Consider the following 20429-nt stretch of genomic DNA (forward strand, 5'->3'; position numbering starts at 1 on the left):
TAACGGGTTTTTTGTTTACTGCTTTTGGTAATAGGCGTTAAACGAGGCTGTGCCGATGGTATGCGCATTCACCAGAAAACCGGCAAGTGCGGTGGTGGTGTTTTGATCGACATCGAGTTTTTCCACATTCAAAGCGTGTACGGTAAAAATATAGCGGTGGGCTGCATCACCGGTAGGCGGACAAACACCGCCCCAGCCGTGATAGCCGTAGTCGGTTCTTAGCTGAAACGCCCCTTGCGGCAAATTGGCGTTATCCGCCGCACCGGCATTCGGCGCTAAACGCTCAACGGTTTGCGGAATGTTGACTACATACCAATGCCAGAAACCGGAACCGGTCGGCGCATCGGGATCATACACTGAAACGGCAAAACTTTTTGTGCCCTGCGGCGCATTTTTCCAGTGCAGTTCCGGCGATTGGTTTTCGCCGTGACAGCCGAAACCGTTAAATTCAAAATAGCTTGCAAGCGTACTTTCCGCCTGAATCTGCGGGCTGGCTAATTGAAAAGTGCGGTTTGCCTGCGCCGCAACTGCGACCACACTTAAGCTGATACCGACTGCCAAGCCGGAGACGATTTGTTTTATATTCATATTAAAACCCTTATATTGCTGAAGAAAGGGGAGTATTGTGCCGCAAGCGAACGGCACGCACTATCCGTTTCAGCTCAAGGTTTAGCTTGATTCGGCCATCTTGCGCGGTTGGCTTTTAATCATCGACGGCGAAATGGCAAAGCGCTGTTTAAAGGCGCTGCTAAAACGGCTTTGCGAACGGTAGCCGCATAATTGGGCGATAGCGGCAAGGCTTTGCGAGCTGCTTAGGATCAGGGAAAGTGCGGTATCCAAACGCAGCGCTTGCAACCAGTGGCGGAAATGGGTGTTTTCACGCAGTAAACGGCGTTTCAAGGTGCTTTCGCTGATATGGAAAGCGGTGGCGATCTCGTGCAGAGTCCAGTGTTTTGCCAAATCGTTTTCCACCAGATACTGCATTTTTTCCGTCCATGTCAGGTTTTGCGGCGGCGGAAAGTAGATGTTCCGTTCCGACAGCAGCAATAACAGCTCCAAAGTGCGGTGCTGTTTGACTTTCTCACTGAGATCGTCGTCTTGTAGGCTCTGCCAAGCGCGCTGAAAACAGTCGCAAAGCGCCTTTGAATGCAGCCTGAGGCAATCTTGGGTTTTAACCGGCGCAATTTGCGGATAGTGCTGGTAAAAAAGCTGTAAGGTCGCGGCGGACAAATTAATGATATGCGAGCAGTAATAAGCCTTGCCCGACGTATGGTTAAAAATATCCCAATGGCTGTCTTTTTGTAAGATAAACAGTTCGTTTTCCTGTATCTGTAACGGCGTTTGATTGCGCAAAAACGTTTTCCGACCGCTCTTGATCAGCCCGATCATCGGGTGGCGGATATGCACATGGCGCATTTTGTGGTTTTTGTCCGATGACAATTGTCGGGCTGAGCTAAAGCCGGTCGCCGCTATCATGTTATTCTCCGCAACGGTTAAGGGAAATTTAAAGCAATTTCACCAAACGGTTTAAATCGCTCTGAATCGCACCGGCAGTCATGGTCGGACCGGAGCTGGGACCGTGAATCACCAGCGGTTTGTCGCGGTACCACATACTGCGGATTAAATACAGGTTTTCGCCCGGCAGGGCTTTGCTGATCGGATCTTCGGGATCCAGTTCTTCCAAGCGAATGGTCGACTGGCCGTTGGCATTAAAGCGCGCCACATAGCGCAAGGTCATACCGTCGTCATGGGCGTTCAGATAGCGGTTTTCCAGTTTTTTATTCAGCGGTTCGAGGCGCTCGAAAAACTCGTTCAGCGATAAGGTATCGGCATCGCGATCCAGTAGCGATTCCACTTTAATTTGTTGCGGATCCAAGTCATAACCGGCGCTGCGGGCGGCGATAACCAGTTTGCGCATCGCGTCCATGCCGCTGAGATCTTCGCGCGGATTACGCTCGCTTAAACCTTGCTGCCATGCCTGTTCAATCAATTCGGCAAAGCTGTGGATATGCTGATCATACTGATAAAACAGCCAGGTCATGGTGTCGGAAAACGTGCCTTCAACTGATAAAATGGTGTCGCCGCTTTCCACCAAATCACGCAAAATGGTATTCAGCGGCAAGCCGCTGCCGATGGTGGCGTTGTAAAACCAGTGGCTGCCGGATTGATTGAAAGCGTTTTGCAACTCATGAAACTGTGTCAAAGGAAAGGAAGCGCCCAAACGGTTGGCGCTGATCACATGAAAACCGTGTTTGGCAAAGGTCAGATAGTGCTTGGCGACTTCCTCGCTAGCGGTCATATCTAAAATCACCAGCTCGTCAAACGGATGTCCGCTCAGCCAGTTGATTAACTGATTCGGCGCCAAGTCTTGCGCGTACTGCTCGAATGCAGCATCGAGCGAAAGCGGTTTTTTGACCAATTGCGGAATCAGCCCCTGATAACTTAACCAACCTTTGGTGCTGGAGACCAAGCCGATTAAGGTGAAATTGAATTTACTGCGCGCCGACAGTTCTTCACGGCGTTGGCGGTACAGCTCAATCCAGGTTTTGGCAAGCGTGCCTTTGCCCAACACCACCAGACCAATGGTTTTATGCGGACGGAACAGATCGTCATGCACATTGCGCAGCAGTTCGCGATTCACTTGCTGGCGTAAAATCGCCACCACACTGATTTGTTGCGGCGATTGCCAGATAAACTCCACCTGTTGGGTTTTCAGCATTTGCAGGAAACGCATCATCTGCAACGAATTGCGGCACACGCCGTAACCGACAATGGCCAATAACGCCATGTCGTAACGGATAAAAGAGGATTCGACGGATAGCGGCAGCTGTTTGAACTGAATATACACGTTATCCAGATATTCGATCGGATAAGCCAGTTTTAACAGCCGTTGCTGCCGATCCACACTGTGTGCCAGCGGCAGCAGTTGTTGCTGTTCAATCCATTGAAGTGCGGTTTTTTGCCATTGATCCAGGTCTTGAGTTGGTGGAATCAGCAACTCAATCAAGCCGATTTGGTTATGATGGGTAACGATTTTGCCGTTTTCGCTGGCGGACAGCGCGTGTTCGATGCGGGTCGAACCGTTTTCCGGTTGTAGGCTACTGCGCAGCAACAGGGTCAACTGGTGGCTTTTGACCGGTTGCAGCGTACGGGCGTGCAATACCGGCGCCGCCAGACGCGACAGTTCGGTGGCTTCGTCCACCCGCAGGAAACTCAGTAGATTGGCATTATTGATTTGGTGCGGATCGGCGCTGTAAACGCCGGCGACATCGCTCCAGATCGTGACTTTTTTGATCTCGGCCAAGGCGGCGATTTGGGTTGCCGAGTAGTCGGAGCCGTTGCGTCCGAGCAAAACGGTTTCTTTGTGCTGATTTTGGCAGATAAAACCGGTGATTATCAGCCGATTACCGTTGCTTTGCGCCAAGTGCGGTGTCAATTTTTGTCGGCTGACGGCAAAATCCACTTGCGGCATAACCGCTCTTTCGGCATGCATAAACAGGCGCGAATCCAAATAGCGGTTGGCGATTCCCGATTGGTTCAGATAAGCGCTGACCAACCTTGCCGTCCAGATTTCACCGTGTCCGACCACTTCGGCATAAATTGCCTCGCTGAGCGGTTTATCCAGTAGCGAGGATAACGACAAAATATCTTCCAAAAACGGCTGTGACACCGCTTCCGGCGCATTCAATAGTTTATTGGCTTGGGTCAGGTAATGGAATTTGATTTTCTGTAATTGTTGATTGGCCGCGACGGGATCGCTTTCCGAGAGTGTTACCCATTGAATCAGATGGTCAGTCATGTTGCCCATGGCTGAAACCACAATCAAATCATCGGCTTGACTATATTTTTTGATTAACTGGGTGACATTGCGGATACGTTCCGCATCGGCCAAACTGCTGCCGCCGAATTTATGCAGTTCTCTTGTCGGATTTATTGCCATCGTGCGCTCCATTACCATCGATTTGACTTCACCAATCCAGGCTATTTTAACAGTTTTCTGTAACAGTCAAAATCAAATGATAAGATTTTTGGCAGTCTTGACGTCCAGATTGTTATTTCTGTGTTTTTTGCTAAAATAGCCAAACTTTCTATGGGGATTTTAAATAACGGGACGAATTATGGCAGAGTGGGACGGCAAATATATCAGCCCTTATGCGGAACACGGCAAAAAAAGCGAACAGGTCAAGAAAATTACGGTATCGATTCCGATCAAAGTGCTGGAAATTTTGACCAACGAGCGCACTCGCCGCCAGATCCGCAACCTGCGTCATGCCACCAACAGCGAGTTGCTGTGTGAGGCGTTTCTGCATGCCTTCACCGGTCAGCCGCTGCCGACCGATCACGATTTGATGAAAGAGCGCAGCGACGAAATTCCGGAAGATGCTAAAGCGCTAATGCGCGAGTGCGGTATCGATCCGGAAACGTGGGAATATTAAGAGTAAATCGTGGCAAATCACATTAAAAAAGCGCGTCAATGGACGCGCTTTTCTTATCAATATTCCCATCAAGATAAGTGATATTACGGCAATTCGCCGCTTTTGCGTTTTTCGATGAAGTCTTTGGTTTCACGCACAATCACGCCGGACAGGAACAACAGCGCAATCAGGTTCGGGATTGCCATTAAACCGTTGAATACGTCTGCTGCCGACCAGACCAAATCCAGTTGCAACACCGCGCCCGCCATCACCGTTGCCACATAGATAATGCGGTACAGATTGACATATTTGTCGCCGAACAGGTAAGCCGCACATTTTTCGCCGTAATAACACCAGCCGAGAATAGTGGAGTAGGCAAAGAAAATTAAGCCGAAGGTGACGATCCAGCCGCCCGGTCCCGGCAGCATTTTATTGAAGGTCAAGGTTGTCAATGCCGCACCGGTTTGCCCGTCGTTATATAAACCACCCATCACGAGCACGATGCCGGTAATGCTGCACACAATAATGGTATCCAAAAAAGTACCGGTCATCGACACCAACGCTTGGCGCACCGGATGATCGGTTTTGGCGGCTGCGGCGGCAATCGGCGCCGATCCCATACCGGCTTCGTTGGAAAATACGCCGCGCGCGACCCCGTAGCGTACCGCATTGCCCAAAATCGCCCCGCCGACGGCGTCCACGCCGAAAGCATGTTCGATGATGGTGGAGAGTGCCGGTATAAACAGTTCGGCATTGACAATGATGATTGCCAAACCGCCGAGAATATAGGAAATCGCCATAAACGGCACGATAATCGACGAGGCGCGGGCGATACTTTTAATGCCGCCCAACACGACAATGGCGGTCAGCAAGGTCAAGACCACGCCGGTCACGCTGGTATTCACCCCGAATGAGGTATGAATCGCATTGGCAACCGAGTTGGATTGCACCGAACTGCCGATGCCGAACGAGGCAATCGTGCCGAACAGAGCAAACAGCAACGCCAGCCACTTTAGCTTCATGCCGCGTTCGATGTAATACATCGGACCGCCGGACATTTCGCCTTTATCGTTGACGATCCGGTATTTAACCGCCAGCACGCCTTCGCCGTATTTGGTCGCCATGCCGAAAATCGCGGTCAACCACATCCAAAACACCGCCCCTGGTCCGCCGCTGACCACTGCGGTGGCAACGCCGGCGATATTACCCGTGCCGATGGTGGCGGAAAGTGCGGTCATTAGTGCGCCGAAATGGGAAATATCGCCGTGATGAGCGCTGCCGTCCTCTTTTTTCGGGTGAGGGGTAAACGCTTGTTTCAAGGCAAACGGCAATAAACGGAACTGTAAAAAAATCAGGCGGAGGCTAAGGTAAACTCCGGTGCCGACCAATAACGCCAGCATATAGGGCCCCCAGACATAATCGCTGAGGGCATTAAAGAAATCTTGAACAGACTGCATAATTGTTTCCGAAAAAATAAAAGATAAAAATAAAAAATTAGCGTAACGGCTGTAATTGTAAGCTTTGCTGCGTTTCAATCACACGGAACAGCAGATCGATATTCGGGTGTTTGCCCGGATTCTGTTCGGCATCGGCAACGTGTTCGGCAAACCAAATCAAGCCCTGTTGCGCCGCCGACGGATTAAGCTGCTGCGCAAATTGCTCTGCCAGTGCGTTGTACAGCCGTAACGAGCCCAATTTGCCGGCAATCGCCGGAATGTGGTGAATCACTTCCCCTTCGGCATTCAGCACGTTTAGCCCGCTTAAATGCTCGACGTTCGGCATGGTTGCCAGATAATCTTGAAATGTCATGAAAGTTCCTTACTAATCAAAATGAAAAAAGAGTTAAAGTGCGGTATCACACTCACGTTTGCGCAGGCAGTGGTCGCACCGAAATTTCACCGATATGAAAGCGCTGTAGTTGCCCGTCGGCGGTTTGCAGCAATAATTCGCCGCTGTCACTATCAATGCCTTGTCCGATGCCGTGTAATTCGCTTTCAGGCAGCAACAGTTTAATCGGTTTTTGGTAGAAATGATCATACTGCCGCCAACGCTGTAAATAAGGTGCAACGCCGTGTTGTTCCACTTGCAATAAAACGTGCTGTAAATTGTTGGCGAGGGTGGCAACCAGTTGGTTGCGCTCGATCCGAACCGCACTTTCGTTTAAATTTGCCCACGCCTGTTCAATCGCCACACCGTCGGCTTGGCGCATACTGAGGTTTAAGCCGATACCAATCACCAATTCTTGTTTTTGCGCTGCAAAGGCGCGGCTTTCGATCAGAATACCGCCCAGTTTGCGCCCGTCGAGATAAATATCATTCGGCCATTTGATACTGATATTCGCTACGCCCAATTCGCTTAACGTGTCGGCAAGGCAGATCCCGACCACTAAACTGAGCGCCTGCAAACGCTCGGCGGACTGCCGGAAGTGCCACAGCAAGGAGAAATAGAGATTCTGCGCAAACGGCGAATGCCATTGCCGTCCGCGTCGTCCGCGTCCGGCGGTTTGCATTTCGGCGGTGCAAATCGTGCCGGACGGCAGGGTTTTATGTTGCAGCAAAAATTCATTGGTGGAATCGACGCTGCGCAGCACCAGCGCCGTACCATAAGCCAAAGTGCGGTTAATCGCGCTTTGATCGAGCAAATTCAACGGTTCGGACAGTTGGTAAATTTGATCCTCCAAACGTTCGACCGTTAAACCCCAAACCTTGAGTTGTTGTAACACCTCTGCCCGTTGCTGCGCCGACATCGGCGGCAGCAAGTGCGGTTTGCCGTCCGCCAGTAAGGTTAAAACCGATTCGAGTTGCGCTTGTTCTGTCATTTAGCGGATCGCCTGCTCGCTGTCGATCTCACCGTCAGCATTGAAAAACCGCACTTCCGGTTGTAATGCCACCGAAAAACGTTGTAATACCTGTTGGCGCACATAACGCGCCAGTGCCAAAATATCCTGCGCTTGAGCGTGATCACGGTTAATCAGCACCAACGCCTGTTGCTGGTGCACTGCCGCTCCGCCGATTTGATAGCCTTTCAAGCCGCATTGGTCAATCAACCAACCTGCCGCCAGTTTGACCGTGCCGTCCGCTTGCGGAAATGCCGGCATATTCGGATAGGCGGCGATCAGTTGTTGATATTGCGTTTGACCAACACTGGGGTTTTTAAAGAAACTGCCGGCATTGCCGAACTCGTTCGGATCGGGCAGTTTACTGCGCCGCACTCGGCACACTTCATCATAAATCTGTTTTGCCGTCACCGTTTGTGGATCAAGCTGCGCAAGCGAGCCGTAGGCTAGCTGTGGCTGCCAGTTTTTCGCGAGTTTCAAACCGATTGCGATAATCGCATAATCCTGATGATAAGGGGCATGTTTGAAAATGCTGTCGCGGTAGCCGAAACGGCATTCTTCACGGCTGAAACGCTGCGTTTGACCGCACTTCAGATCCAACACCTCGACATAATCACACACATCATCGAACTCCACACCGTAAGCCCCGATATTTTGAATCGGCGCAGTGCCGGCACAGCCGGGAATCAACGCCAGATTTTCCAGCCCGTTGTAACCCTGTTCGACGCAAAAAGTGACTAAATCATGCCAATTTTCACCGCCGTTGACGTGTAAATAATGGTATTTCGTGTCTTGGTGATGTTGAATGCCCTTGATTCGGTTCAGGAGAACAGCACCGTTAAAATCGCTCAAAAACAACACGTTACTGCCTTGTCCCAGCAACAGGCGCGGTTGGCCAGCGTGGTTTTGCCAAGCGTGTAGCAATTGCTCGGCAGAACGGATTTCGACAATGGCATGCGCACGCACCGGCAGAGCGAAGGTGTGGAAAGGTTGTAAATTTTGCATAAAATCTCGTTTATCGTTTTGCACAGGAATTTTTTGACGGTGATAATCCGTTTAGTTTACTGATCAAATTACGATGAGCAATCAGAAATTTCAGATAAATGCGGATTGAGTGGTCGCAGGCGTCAAAGGAAGCGATTATAATAATTTGGTTAAGGTTAATGACGGGTTAAAAAACGTGCAAAAATATCGGGGCGAACTGATTCTGCTGGTGGTGACCATTTTGGCGGCCGCAGGTTGGTTGTTTTCAAAATATTCATTATTGCAACTGCCGCCGGCGGGATTTATCAGCGTGCGTTTTCTTGCTGCCGCTTTGTTGTTTCTACCTTTTGCCTATCCGCAACTGCGCCGCTTGTCGCGCGCCCAATTGAAAAGTGCGGTCATCGTCGGCTCTGCTTTCAGCCTCAATCTGTTTTTGTGGGTGCAGGGCATGAGCTACACCGAAAATATGGGCGAGGGGGCGTTTATCGTCAGTCTGTCGATGTTGATTGCGCCGTTGGTCTCTTGGCTGGTATTCAAGCACCGGCCGCAGCGAATGTTCTGGTTTTGCCTGCCGTTAGCTGCCGGCGGACTGTTTTTATTGGCGTCAGGCGGCGGATTACGCCTGTCATTGGGGAATTTGTTGTTTTTATGTTCTTCGCTCGCCGCCGCCACCTCTTTCGTGTTAAATAACCAATTTTCCAAATCCGTACCGGCTCTGCCGCTGACCACTATTCAATTAAGTATGGTCGGACTATTCTGCGGCATCTTTTCCCTGATTTTCGAAACGTGGCCTGAATCGGTTTCGTTTACCACTTGGAATTGGGTCGCCGCCAGCGTGCTAATCGCCACCGGTTTCCGCTTTTTACTACAGGCTATCGGGCAAAAACACAGTCAAATCACCAATGCGGCGATTATTATGATCTTGGAGCCGGTTTGGACATTGTTATTGAGCGTCAGCTTGTTAGGGGAAATCATCACATGGCAAAAAGGCTTGGGTTGCATTCTGATTCTGACCGCCCTTTTTGCCTACCGCCTGCAACCGCAATTGCGTTACCGACTGTTGCTGTGGCGCAAGCAGAGCAGGCGCAAACTGCGCTCGCATGGGCGGTCTAAATAATGCCTGAAGCCGCACTTGGTTGGCAAGTGCGGTTCGGCGCGGCAACTCACTGCTTATGTTGTGTTGTCCGCTTGCTGTTTTAAATGGTATTACCCCATATCCTGTTCCCACGCGCCTTTGGTATCGACGCCGGTTTGTTCCGCCAATTGTTCCAGCATAGCGGTTTCTTCGGCGGTCAGCACAATGGCAGCGGCTTGGGCGGCGTCGGTGACATGATGCGCTTTGGTGGCGCCGATCAGCGGCAGCGTGCCTTTGGCAATTGCCCAGACGATGGCGATTTGTGCGACCGAGGCTTGGTAACGGCTGCCGATTTGCTGCATGGCGGCAGTGAGGGTTTCCAGTTGCGGCAATACCTTGTTGTAGGTTTCGGCGCGGCCGCTGCCTTCGGGCAACGGATTTTTACTGTTGTAACGCCCGCTCAACGCGCCCTGCTCCAGCACCATATAAGCGAAAAAGGTGATGTCGTTGGCCTTGCAATAATCCAGAATGCCGGCATGCTCGGACGCGCGGTACAGCAGGCTGTAGTGGTTTTGCACCGCCGCAATGCGGCAGCCTTCTTTGTCGAGGGTTTCGTTCACCAGTTTGATTTGTTCGAGGTTGTGGTTCGACACGCCGAAACGCTTGATTTTGCCGCTTTTGAGCAGAGGTACAAACTGATTCGTCCAGCGGTTGACATCGGTCGGGTTGTGCACCCAATAAATATCAATCGTATCCGTACCCAAACGCTGACAACTTTCCGCCAGCATTTTTTCAACGGGATCTTCCACCGTTTTATCGGCAATATTCGGGGTGAATTTGGTCGACAGCAACAGGCTGTCGCGGCTGTGCTGTTGCAAATGGCGGCGGATTTGTGCGCCAAGTGCGGTTTCGGAGCTGCCCATGCCGTACACGGCGGCGGTGTCCCACAGGTTTAAACCGGCTGCGACGGCGCTGTCGAATACCATCTGCATTTGCTCGTCGCTCAAGTGGTTGCCGAACACCTGATCGCCGCCGGCAAAACCGGCGCCCCACGACCATGTGCCTAATGCGATTTTGGGTAATGTTTTCATATTGTATTCCTTTTTATAGTGAAAAAACTTAATTTCTACTACGGAATTGCTGCGCCTAGCCGTACTACCTGTACTGTCTGCGGCTTGCTGCCTTGTATTAAAAATTAAGTTTTTCCACTATCAGTGTGATGATGGGTTTCGAGACTGATTGCAGTATACGCCATCGGATTACCGATGATTAGCCGCATTCGGGGCAAAAAATTGTTGCGTAAAAGGAAACAATAAAACGAATGCCGTCTGAACCGCACTTGGCAGGCGTTTCAGACGGCGTTTTATGATATTGAGATTGCAGAAGGCTGCGGTTGCCTTGCAACGGCCGGTTTAAAATCCGCGCTGATATTGGCGCGGCACAAATTGCACGGCGTCGGCATCGGCGGCGGGTTGGTGGTATTGGGCGTTCAGCAGCCAGTGCGGATCGCGCAGCAGGCCGCGGCCGACTGCCACCAAATCGGCGGCGCTGTCGCCCAGCACGAAATCGGCAACGGTGGCATCGTCGAGCATGCCGACGGCAATCACCGGTTTGCCGGTGGCTTGTTTCACCGCACGCGCCATGTGGGTTTGATAGCCTGCTTTGAATACCGGCGTGTGGTCGGGGTGCAAATCGCCGTCGCCGCCTCCGCTCACATGCAGCATGTCGGCACCGGCGGCGGCATAGCGTTCGGCCACATGCAGACCGTGCGCCAAATCGTAACCGTGTTCGCCGTATTCCTGTGCCGACAAACGCACAATCAGCGGCATTTCAGACGGCATCACCGCTTTGGCGGCGGCGATAACCTGCTCGCCGAACAGGGTTTTGTTTTGGCCGTATTCGTCCTCGCGCAGATTGGTTTTCGGGGCGTGGAATTCGTGAATCAGATAGCCGTGCGCAGCATGGATTTCAATCGCGTCGAAACCGGCTTCCAGCGCGCGTTTGACCGCACTTTGATAATCCTGCACCAGCGCCTGCACTTCTGCGGTGGTCGGCGCATACGGAGTTTGGTAGGCGTATTGCTTGGCGCTGTCGTCAACGTCGCTGCCGCCGTAACGCAGTGCCGACGGGGCGATCACGCGCTCGGCACCCAGCGCTTTGCGTCCGGCGTGGCCGATTTGAATGGCGATTTTGGCGCCGTAACTGTGCACCGAATCGACAATGCGTTTGAAGGCATCGCGCTGTTCGTCGTTCCACAGGCCGAGGCAGTAGGGACTGATGCGGCCGTTGGGCGCGATGTTGGTCATCTCCACGATAATCAGCCCCACGCCGCCGATGGCACGGGCGCTGTAATGAATAAAATGCCAATCGTTCGGCACGCCGTCGGTGGCGCTGTAGGTACACATCGGCGGCATCACTACGCGGTTTTTCAAATCAAGGTTTTTCAGGCTGAACGGGGTCAGCAGGTGGCGGAATTTGGCCATGGTTTATGCTCCGGTTGATAAATGTTTGCTTCAGACGGCATTATCGTGAAAGAATTTAATTTGTGGTACGTCGTCAAGCTCACTTGCTGTACTACTTGTACTATCTGCGTTCGCTTTCCTAGTCCCACTTCTTAAATTCTTCCACTATATTTTATGCTTCGCCTTTTCATAAATAAAATTATAAAATGATATACAAACTATAAATTGAAATAATAGTATGGACAACCTGAACAATCTTGATTTAAACCTGCTCAAAGCGCTGAACGCCTTGCTGCAGGAGCGCAACGTCACCCGCGCCGCCGAGCGGCTGGCGCTGACCCAACCTGCCGTCAGCGCCATGCTCAACCGCCTGCGCCACCGCTTTAATGATCCGCTGTTTGTGCGTGCCGGCCACGGCATGATGCCGACCGACCGCGCGCTGGCACTGGCCGCGCCGGTGCGGCGGATTTTGGACGACATCGCCGTGCTGGTGCAGCCAGCCGAATTCAACCCTGCCGAACTGGATCTCACCTTTAAAATCGCCGCCACCACCAACGGCGTGCGCAATACCGGCATTCCTTTTGCGCTGCAATTGCGCACATTGGCGCCGAAAGTGAAAACCGCTTTTGTTTCCATACACGGCCAGGATATTCCGGCGATGCTGGAAAAAGGCGAATGGGACGTGGCGATTACCGGCGAAAACAACCTCCCCGAACGCCTGCACTACCGGCGCTGCAACCGCCAGCGCTACGTTTGCGCGGTGCGCGAAAACCATCCGGTATTGCAGCGGCCGTGGAATCTGGATACGTTTTGCGCGCTGGATTTTGTGCTGGTTTCCTACCACGGCGGACAATTTGCCGGCGCCACCGACGAAGCGCTGGCCAAACTCGGCCGCCGCCGCAACGTGGTGCTGTCGGTAACGGATTTTCTGCTGATCCCCGAAATCCTGCAGCAAAGCGACTGGGCCACCGTGCTGCCCGAAGCGATGCTGCAACAGAGCGACCGCTTGCAAGTGCTCGAACCGCCGCTGCCGATCGAAGGCTATCACAAAGCCATCGCTTGGCACGAACGCAGCCACCACAATCCGGCACAGCAATGGCTGCGGCAGCTTTTGTGGCAGGTGAGCCAACGCTAACGCCGTCTGAATATTATAGTGAAAGAATTGTGTTGTGGTACGTTGTCAAACTCGCTCGCTGTACTATTTGTACTATCTTCGCTCGTTTTCCTAGTACCACTTCTTAACTTCTTCACTATAAAATGTGATGTCAAAGTGCGGTTGGGGGGCTTCGGTGGTTTGTGTGAATGCCGCGCGGCTTATTTCCGCGTAAGCGCATGGCTGTCGTCCACCAGCCCCAAAATCAGCTCGTCGCTCAAACCGCTTTCCAGCAGCACGCTGATCCAGTGTTCCTTGTTCATGTGGTAAGCCGGCAGCACGCCTTTCATGCTGCGCAGCGAGCCGACGAGTTCGGGACGGGCTTTCAGATTGAGCACCTGCAAGATTTCCTTGCCCGCCAAACCCAATTTATCGGCCGACACCGGCAGCAACACCGCAAACCATTTGCGATCGGCGTGGCGGAACACGGCGTAATCGGGGTATTTTTGCCACGGCTAATCCGCCCGCTCTATCCTGATGTTGCGCGCCTGTTTCAGCACCTCGAAATCGCCGTCGAACCTGCCCAAATACACCAACCCGGCGGCGTCGGGGCCGCTGCCGTAAAACAGCGCCAGATTGCCCCACGGCGCATAATAGGTGATGTCGCCCGGCCTGCCGCGATGGCGCGGTTTGGCGGCGGTGTCGAGCTTGGCCGACAGGCGGGCGATTTTTTCGCTGTCGGCGTAGTCTTCCAACGGCAGGCTCAGCGGCAGGCGCTTCATCAGGCTTTGCGTGCTCGGATTGTCCGCCAATGTGGCGTAGCGAACGTGTTGATCCAGCGTGATTTTCACTTTCATCTCTTTGGCCTCTACCGTGGGATACCACAACAATCCGGCCAAACAAAGTGCGGTCAGGCGGGTTTTCATCGCAACTCCCCTTGCTATAGTGAAATAAAATAAGAAAGATACAAGGCGGCGAGCCGAAGACAGTACAAGTAGTACGGCAAGGCGCAGCCAACGCTGTAGATTTCTTATTTTATTTCACTATATTTTATTCATTAATATCAATGGTTTTAACCACTTTGGCAGGCACACCGGCCACCACCGTGTTCGGCGGTACGTCTTTGCTCACCACCGCACCGGCGGCAACAACCGCATTCTCGCCCACCGTCACGCCCGGCAAAACAGTCGCTCCGGCGCCAATCCAGGCATTGCGGCAAATCCGCACCGGACTCAAAATAATACCGCGCCGCCCGGCCGGATTCAACGGGTGATTGACGCTGATGATATTGGCGCGCGGGCCGATTAACACATTGTCTTCCAACGTGATGCCGCCCAAATCGGTAAACATCACGCCGCTGTTGACAAACACGCCCTTGCCGATGCGCAGATGCCGCCCGAAATCGCTGTATAGCGGCAGATTGGCGTGAAAGCTGTCGTCAATCTCACTGCCGGTGATTGTGCCCAACAACGCCCGCACTTGCGCCGCGCTGTGATAGCCGCTGTTCAACTCCGCCAGATAACGCGCGTTTTCAGCGGCAATCAGATGGATTTCCGCAAACGCCGCACTGTCGGGCGCAATGATTTGATTGATGGGAAACGGATTGTGCATTTCAATAACCTGCTGCGTGAAAATAATGGAAATGATACAAGCGGCACGGTTGCGTTGCTATTGCTGATTTCGGATTTGATAATTTCTGAATTTGAAACAGTGGGAATTTGACAGCGTGGAAATTGAATGTGGAAATTTAATATAGTGGAATGGAAAAAGGCCGTCTGAACCCTTGCGCACAGCAAAGTGCGGTTTCAGACGGCCTGCTATGCCCCAAGCGACAGACGGCTTATTCGCTCTCCACCAACACCACTTCGGCATCGGCAAGTGCGGTCACGCGGATCAGGCTTTCGCCGTGAATCGCGGCGCCGTCGCCGGCTTCAATGCGCACGCCGTTGATTTCTACCGTGCCTTGCGCCGGCACCAGATAGCCGTAGCGTTCGGCGTGACCGAAGCGGTATTCCAGCGTGTCGCCCGCCTGAATCGTTGCCCCGACCACACGGGCATCGGTGCGGATCGGCAGGCTGTTGCCGCTTTCCAAATCGGCGGCAAAACCGCTCGCCAAGGTCACAAACCGGCCGTCGCGCCCGCTTTTCGGAAACGGCTGCGTACCCCACGCAGGGTTGTCGGCGGCGTTGTCGTGGGTCGGCAGAATCCAGATTTGAAAAATCTGCGTGGTGTCGTGTTCCAGATTGTATTCGGAGTGGTAAATGCCCGAACCGGCGGACATCACCTGCACGTCGCCTGCCACGGTGCGGCCGCTGTTGCCGAGGCTGTCTTTGTGGCTGATGGCGCCGCGGCGCACATAGGTGATGATTTCCATCGCTTTGTGCGGGTGGGTCGGGAAACCGCTTTGCGGCGCGATGGTGTCGTCGTTCCACACCCGCAGGTTGCCCCAGTGCATGCGGCTTGGGTCGTAATATTCGGCGAATGAAAAATGGTGTTTGGCGTTCAGCCAGCCGTGGTCGGCAGCACCGAGTTGATGGAAGGGGCGGCGTTCGATCATAATCAATTCCTCTTTTAATAATGTGGTGTCGATGAGGGCAGTATAGCCAAATCCGATTGCTTAAAGAATAGAAAATATGGAATACTATCTATTCTTATCATTGCATAATCACGAGAGAAAAATGAGCAGACTGCCCGATTTTGAAGCGTGGGCGATTTTTGCCAAAGTGGTGGAAACCGGCTCGTTCACCCAAACCGCCAACGAATTGATGTTGTCGCAAGCCACCGTATCCAAAGCGGTTTCGCGGCTGGAACAACGGCTGAACACCACGCTGTTCCACCGCACTTCGCGCAAAATGGTGCTGACCGAAAGCGGTGCGGCGGCGGTGGCGCGCGCCAAACGGATTTTGCACGAAGGCGAACAAATCGAAGCGGAAATGGGCGAACAGGTCAACCAATATCAGGGCAAAATCCGCTTTACCGCCCCGATGTCGTTCGGACTGCTGCAAGTCGCGCCGCTGCTGCCCGACTTTCTCGCCGCCTATCCCGCCGTCCGCTTGGACATGAACCTCAGCGACGAAGCCGAAGACCTGCTCGACAACCGCTACGATTTCGCCCTGCGCATCGCCAAACTGGAAGATTCCGCCTTGCTGGTGCGCAAAATCTGCGACGTGCCGATTTTACTGGTCGGCGCACCCGCCTATTTCGCCCGCCACGGCAAACCCAAGCACCCCAAAGACCTCGCCCGCCACAAAGCCCTGCAATACAGCAACGCCAAAAACAGCCACTACTGGCGCTTCAGCTACGGCGGCACACAGGAATACACGCAAGCGATGGACGTGGTGATGCAGGCCAACAACGCCGAAGCCTTCACCCCCGCCCTGGTCGCCGGCCTCGGACTGGCGTTGCAACCGGAATTCATGGTGCGCCGCGAACTGCAAAACGGCAGCCTCGAAACCGCTCTCGACGACTGGCAAACCGCCCCGCTCGGCCTCTACCTGCTCTCCGCCGCCCAACGCCACCGCCCCCTGCGCGTGAATGCGCTGATGGATTTTTTGCTGGAACGCCTGCGCAGAAGATAAGAAAGGCCGTCTGAAAGCCTTACGCCTGTTTGAAAAGGGCAAAGTGCGGTTTAAGACGGCTTTTCTGACTTAAAAATGCCCCAATGCATTTGATGGTCATTGGGGCTGGGGCATGCCGTCTGCACTAAACAATTTGCTTGTTTTCTTGCCGAAATAGCGGAGAAAATGGCATAATTTATACTTGTTTGCAGTATGTTGCGCAATAAAGTTTGCCATACAAACAGCACGCATTTACCGACTGACCAAATAACAAATACACCAAATAACAAAATAATAGGAGCGCTTTAACATGACCGATGCCGATTTTGACAATGCCTTGGACAACCTCGACGAACTGCTGGACACCTTCGACGGTGTGGGCGTGGAAGGCGGCTTTGATGCCGAACAAGAAGACGACGCTTGCGAGGGCGGTGCATGCAAGATTTAGAACACATTAGGCCGTCTGCAAGCAAGCCCCCAAAACAGCCGCACCCTTGTGCTAAGGGGCGGTAATGGATTTCAACACTTGGCTGCTGTTTGTCGGCAGCACCCTGATTATTTCCGCCACGCCCGGCTCGAATATGCTGTTGGCGTTTCAGTTCGGGCTGAACTACGGTTTCAAAAAAACGCTGTACACATTAGCCGGTTTGAGCGCCGGCTTGTTTGTGCTGTTGGCGGTGTCGCTGGCGTTTGTCGGTTGGCTCAGCCAGCAGGCGCCATTGGTGTTTGACGTTTTGAAAATTCTGGCTTCGCTGTATCTGGCATGGCTCGGTTGGGCAAGCTGGCACAAGGCCGCCGCACCGCTCAACGGCAAAGCCGCCTACATCACGCCCGATGCTTGGCAACTATTTCGTGTCGGTGTCGGCGTGTCTTTGTCGAACCCGAAAGCGATTCTGTTTTTCGCCGCCCTGTTTCCCAAATTCTTAAACCCGTCGGCGCCGCTGATGCCGCAATATGTGGTGTTAACGCTGTCGTTTTTTGCCATTGAAACCCTGTGGCAACTGGTCTATACCGGCGGTGGCAAGGCCTTGTCGGCGTGGCTGAAAACCGGCAAACGGCTGCTATACCTCAACCGCCTGTGTGCGGTCATTTTTATCCTGATTGCCGCAGGCATGTTGTGGGAAACGCTGTTTCAGACGGCCTGAGCCTTTTGTTTCAAAAACTGCACAAAAGTTTTAATCACCGCTGATTGGTGGCGGTGCGGCAGGTAGAGGGCGTGCAGGGTGTAGCCGCGTTTGGGGATATCCGCCAACACTTCCACCGCTTGCCCGCTTTGAATCAAACGCTCGGCGCTGTGGTTGGAGAGGCAGGCGATGCCGTGGTGGCTCAGGGTCATGTATTCCAAGGCGGCGTGGTCGCTGCTGGAGAAATACAGCGGCAGCACGGTTTCGTTGTCGGCGAATACGCCTTGCAGCAGCGGTTCGCCCACTCTCGCCCACGATATCAGCGGGTAGTTTTTCAATTCGTCAGCGGTGTGTGGCGTGCCGTGTTGCTGCAAAAATTCGGGGGTGGCGATCAATTTGGCGCAGCTCGTCAGCACGGGGAACGCCACCACGTTGTCAGTGTGCAGCTGCCCGACACGGAATGCCACGTCGATGCCGTCTTGGGTCAAATCCACCACGCGGTCGGTGGCTTGGCAATGCAGCTTGATATTGGGGTAGAGCCGTTGGAATTCCGCCAGCCACGCCCACACCGGCTCGTTGCCGTTAACCATCGAGATACGCAGTCTGCCGTTCAATTGCTCGTTGTCGAGGCCGTATTGCACTTGCAGCAGGCTGTCGATCGGCAACCGCACTTGCTCGTACAGCTGCTGCCCCGTTGCCGTGGCTTTCACCCCCGCTTTGGTGCGGTCGAACAACAGCACGCCGAGCTGCTGCTCCAACTCGCCGATTCTGCGGCTCAAGGTCGGAATCGGGGTGCCGATTTGTTCGCTGGCTTTGGAAAAACTGCCTGCCTGCACCACCGCCACAAACAGGCGCAGGGTGTTCAAATCCGGATTATTTGAGAGGGTCGAGAAATTTAAGGCGTTTTGCGTGGTCATGGTTTTTGTTTCTCATTTTTGAGAGTTTGATAGCCATTTTAGGGAAATTGGTTTTATAAATAAAGCATATCGTCAAATCAATTCATTTTAAGCACAGGAAAACAAACCAAGGCAGTATAAGCCGCACAGCGAGCAGATTTGACGATGTATTACATTGAGTTTAAAAGACGATAAAGTGCGGTTGCATCGGATTCGCACCACGGTTTATGCCGTTTTTCTTTTCAGACGGCCTGCAAGCCGTTTGCCGCATATTCTTGAGCCAATATCTTCGCTAATTCATCAAACACCAACTTCACCCGAGGCAAATCCAGTGTTTGCGGCGGGCGGTAGACATACAGCTGCCACGGATAAGCCGCGTATTCGTCGAGCAAGGAAACCAATTCGCCACGTTTGATGTAGGGCAAGGCGATGTGGTCGGGCAAATGGCTCACCACCTGCCCTGATAAAGTGGCCGCCAGCTCAATATCGGCACGATGGGCGATGAACTTAGGGTTTTGCGGGGTGAACGCGATACCATCTGCAAACTGCCACGGCCACAAATGCCCGCTGTTGCTGTTCAAATGTCCACTGAGCGGATAATTTTGCTGCAAATCTGCCAAATCTTTGGGGCGTCCCAAACGCTCGATCAATTCGGGCGTTGCCACCACTTTTGCCCCCATCGGGCAAATCCGTTTCACCACAAAACGATTGTCCGCCACCACGCCGAGACGCACGCCGACATCGATGCGTTCGGCAACCACATCGGCACGGGTTTCGCTCATTTGCCATTCTAAAATGATATTGGGATATTGGGACAATTTTTCCAATAATCGGTGAATAAACTGATGATATTGCATGAATATCGGCATGGTGACGCACACCACGCCGGCCATTTCGTCCAATGTTTGTTTGGGCGGTGCAAACAGCTCATCGCTGTCGGCAAGCACCCGTTTGGCTTTGACATAAAACTGCTCACCAAAAGGGGTCAGCCGCACGCTTCGGGTATTTCTGACAAACAATATCTCACCCAAATGGGTTTCCAGCTCGCCGATGATGCGTGAAACCACTTGCGGTGAGACGGCAAAGTGTTGCGCGGTTTTGCCGAAATGCAAGCGTTCGGCGGCGGTACAAAAAATTTTTAGGGCGTGAAAGCGATTCATGATGGCTCCTTTTATCGCCAAATTATCTCAAAAAATGGAATAGTAAATCAATTATTCATTCATTGTGATTAAATGAGTTGTTTCTGATAATGGCGGTCAATTGTATCAAACACGCTATTTTTGAGGTTACTATGAATCAAATCACTCCTATATTGGATTTTTCAACTACCGCACAAACCCGCCAATCTATCCGTGATTTTCTACCCGAGCCGTTGAGCCGTGCCGAGATTGAAGCAGTGCTGGAAGATGCCCGCCGTGCGCCCTCGGCAGTCAATGCCCAGCCTTGGCTGATGCACATGGTTTCGGGAGAGATGCTGCAAAAGCTCTCCGATGTTCTGGTGGAAAAATTCCGCCACGGCACGCCCAATCCTGATTTTATTTATGAGCAGTCGGCATTTGCAGACGTGTACGAAACACGCATGCGGGAGTCGTACAAAATCCTGTATGAAGCCTTTAATGTTTCCCGTGCCGATAAAAAGGGGCGCAAAAATTTTGCCGAGGAAAATGTGCGTTTTTACGGCGCACCGCACGCCGCATTCTTTTTTGCCCCCGATATTACCGACAATGTGAATGTGGCGATGGACGTGGGTATGCTGGTGCAAACCTTTATGCTGGCACTGACCGCCCGTGGTTTTGGTAGCGTGCCACAATTGTTGTTGGCATTTTATCCTGATGTGGTGCGTGAACTGTTGGCTGTGCCTAAGGGTTACAAATTATTGGTCGGCGTATCCTTTGGCAGACCGAACCCCGCTTCGCCTGCCAACAATATCCGCATTCCCCGTGCACCACTGGGTGAAACCGTGGTATTCCACGATTAAGGCTGGCTG

Annotated in this window: 21 protein-coding genes and 1 pseudogene; 7 read left to right on the forward strand and 15 right to left on the reverse strand. The window is 52.8% G+C overall.

The window, feature by feature from the left end:
• Positions 1 to 15: 15 nt before the first annotated feature.
• From B8880_RS04455 to metL, 3 genes are all read right to left on the reverse strand, one after another.
• Positions 16 to 588, reverse strand: coding sequence for a YbhB/YbcL family Raf kinase inhibitor-like protein (locus B8880_RS04455; protein WP_084256328.1), 573 nt, complete (start codon positions 586 to 588; stop codon positions 16 to 18).
• A gap of 81 nt (positions 589 to 669) precedes the next feature.
• The gene (locus B8880_RS04460; RefSeq protein ID WP_084256330.1) at positions 670 to 1476 is read right to left on the reverse strand and encodes a helix-turn-helix transcriptional regulator; all 807 of its coding nucleotides are present in this window, start codon (positions 1474 to 1476) and stop codon (positions 670 to 672) included.
• A gap of 28 nt (positions 1477 to 1504) precedes the next feature.
• Entirely contained in the window at positions 1505 to 3940 is a 2436-nt protein-coding gene (metL, locus tag B8880_RS04465) for a bifunctional aspartate kinase/homoserine dehydrogenase II (RefSeq protein WP_208610887.1), read from the reverse strand.
• Positions 3941 to 4118: 178 nt separating this feature from the next.
• On the opposite strand from metL, the gene metJ reads away from it, so the two are divergent.
• Positions 4119 to 4436, forward strand: a complete 318-nt coding sequence (gene metJ / locus B8880_RS04470; protein WP_084256334.1) for a met regulon transcriptional regulator MetJ — start codon at positions 4119 to 4121, stop codon at positions 4434 to 4436.
• A gap of 83 nt (positions 4437 to 4519) precedes the next feature.
• Here metJ and B8880_RS04475 read toward each other — a convergent pair whose 3' ends face one another.
• Genes B8880_RS04475 through murB form a run of 4 tightly spaced genes read right to left on the reverse strand, consistent with a single transcriptional unit; the run spans position 4520 to position 8256 of the window.
• Positions 4520 to 5872 carry an alanine/glycine:cation symporter family protein gene (locus tag B8880_RS04475; RefSeq protein ID WP_084256336.1) on the reverse strand — a complete coding sequence of 451 codons (1353 nt, stop codon included), beginning with the start codon at positions 5870 to 5872 and terminating at the stop codon, positions 4520 to 4522.
• Positions 5873 to 5909: 37 nt separating this feature from the next.
• Complete coding sequence (locus B8880_RS04480) at positions 5910 to 6224, reverse strand: DUF2322 family protein (protein WP_084256338.1); 315 nt, start codon at positions 6222 to 6224, stop codon at positions 5910 to 5912.
• Between the two features lie 52 nt (positions 6225 to 6276).
• A complete protein-coding gene (gene birA / locus B8880_RS04485; RefSeq protein WP_084256340.1) occupies positions 6277 to 7233 on the reverse strand; it encodes a bifunctional biotin--[acetyl-CoA-carboxylase] ligase/biotin operon repressor BirA in 957 nt (318 codons plus the stop codon).
• Entirely contained in the window at positions 7234 to 8256 is a 1023-nt protein-coding gene (gene murB / locus B8880_RS04490) for a UDP-N-acetylmuramate dehydrogenase (RefSeq protein ID WP_084256342.1), read from the reverse strand.
• 175 nt (positions 8257 to 8431) lie between these two features.
• On the opposite strand from murB, the gene B8880_RS04495 reads away from it, so the two are divergent.
• Entirely contained in the window at positions 8432 to 9352 is a 921-nt protein-coding gene (locus B8880_RS04495) for a DMT family transporter (RefSeq protein ID WP_115306445.1), read from the forward strand.
• 89 nt (positions 9353 to 9441) lie between these two features.
• On the opposite strand, the gene B8880_RS04500 is transcribed toward B8880_RS04495, so the two are convergent.
• Both B8880_RS04500 and B8880_RS04505 read right to left on the reverse strand, forming a co-directional pair.
• Positions 9442 to 10401: an aldo/keto reductase gene (locus B8880_RS04500; protein ID WP_084256344.1), complete on the reverse strand. Its 960-nt coding sequence runs from the start codon at positions 10399 to 10401 to the stop codon at positions 9442 to 9444.
• A 321-nt stretch (positions 10402 to 10722) separates the two neighbouring features.
• Entirely contained in the window at positions 10723 to 11793 is a 1071-nt protein-coding gene (locus tag B8880_RS04505) for an NADH:flavin oxidoreductase/NADH oxidase (protein WP_084256346.1), read from the reverse strand.
• A 217-nt stretch (positions 11794 to 12010) separates the two neighbouring features.
• Between B8880_RS04505 and B8880_RS04510 the strand changes: the two genes are divergently transcribed.
• Positions 12011 to 12907: a LysR family transcriptional regulator gene (locus tag B8880_RS04510; RefSeq protein ID WP_084256348.1), complete on the forward strand. Its 897-nt coding sequence runs from the start codon at positions 12011 to 12013 to the stop codon at positions 12905 to 12907.
• A gap of 179 nt (positions 12908 to 13086) precedes the next feature.
• On the opposite strand, the pseudogene B8880_RS14225 reads toward B8880_RS04510, so the two are convergent.
• The 4 genes and pseudogenes from B8880_RS14225 to B8880_RS04525 form a co-directional block, all read right to left on the reverse strand.
• Positions 13087 to 13368, reverse strand: a pseudogene (locus B8880_RS14225) (MmcQ/YjbR family DNA-binding protein); the annotation flags it as partial.
• A 12-nt stretch (positions 13369 to 13380) separates the two neighbouring features.
• Positions 13381 to 13791 (reverse strand): cyclophilin-like fold protein, encoded by a 411-nt coding sequence (locus tag B8880_RS14230; RefSeq protein ID WP_244165602.1) that lies wholly within the window; start codon positions 13789 to 13791, stop codon positions 13381 to 13383.
• 124 nt (positions 13792 to 13915) lie between these two features.
• Positions 13916 to 14476 carry a DapH/DapD/GlmU-related protein gene (locus tag B8880_RS04520; RefSeq protein ID WP_084256350.1) on the reverse strand — a complete coding sequence of 187 codons (561 nt, stop codon included), beginning with the start codon at positions 14474 to 14476 and terminating at the stop codon, positions 13916 to 13918.
• Positions 14477 to 14705: 229 nt separating this feature from the next.
• Entirely contained in the window at positions 14706 to 15422 is a 717-nt protein-coding gene (locus B8880_RS04525) for a pirin family protein (RefSeq protein ID WP_084256352.1), read from the reverse strand.
• Between the two features lie 121 nt (positions 15423 to 15543).
• Here B8880_RS04525 and B8880_RS04530 point away from each other — a divergent pair, with 121 nt between their 5' ends.
• The 3 genes from B8880_RS04530 (at position 15544) to B8880_RS04535 (ending at position 17567) form a co-directional block, all read left to right on the forward strand.
• Entirely contained in the window at positions 15544 to 16443 is a 900-nt protein-coding gene (locus tag B8880_RS04530) for a LysR family transcriptional regulator (RefSeq protein ID WP_084256354.1), read from the forward strand.
• 289 nt (positions 16444 to 16732) lie between these two features.
• Positions 16733 to 16870, forward strand: coding sequence for a hypothetical protein (locus B8880_RS14510; protein WP_167370573.1), 138 nt, complete (start codon positions 16733 to 16735; stop codon positions 16868 to 16870).
• 64 nt (positions 16871 to 16934) lie between these two features.
• The gene (locus B8880_RS04535; RefSeq protein WP_084256356.1) at positions 16935 to 17567 is read left to right on the forward strand and encodes a LysE family translocator; all 633 of its coding nucleotides are present in this window, start codon (positions 16935 to 16937) and stop codon (positions 17565 to 17567) included.
• Here the strand turns inward: B8880_RS04535 and B8880_RS04540 are convergent.
• Together B8880_RS04540 and B8880_RS04545 are read right to left on the reverse strand one after the other, a co-directional pair.
• Positions 17555 to 18463: a LysR family transcriptional regulator gene (locus B8880_RS04540; protein ID WP_084256358.1), complete on the reverse strand. Its 909-nt coding sequence runs from the start codon at positions 18461 to 18463 to the stop codon at positions 17555 to 17557. The two genes, B8880_RS04535 and B8880_RS04540, sit on opposite strands and share 13 nt — an antisense overlap.
• Positions 18464 to 18684: 221 nt before the next feature.
• On the reverse strand, positions 18685 to 19602 hold the full coding sequence (locus tag B8880_RS04545) for a LysR family transcriptional regulator (protein WP_084256360.1): 918 nt from the start codon (positions 19600 to 19602) through the stop codon (positions 18685 to 18687).
• A 131-nt stretch (positions 19603 to 19733) separates the two neighbouring features.
• Between B8880_RS04545 and B8880_RS04550 the strand changes: the two genes are divergently transcribed.
• Positions 19734 to 20420: a nitroreductase gene (locus B8880_RS04550; protein ID WP_244165603.1), complete on the forward strand. Its 687-nt coding sequence runs from the start codon at positions 19734 to 19736 to the stop codon at positions 20418 to 20420.
• Positions 20421 to 20429 lie beyond the last annotated feature (9 nt).

Source organism: Pasteurella testudinis DSM 23072 (genome assembly GCF_900176075.1).
GTDB lineage: Bacteria > Pseudomonadota > Gammaproteobacteria > Enterobacterales > Pasteurellaceae > Chelonobacter > Chelonobacter testudinis.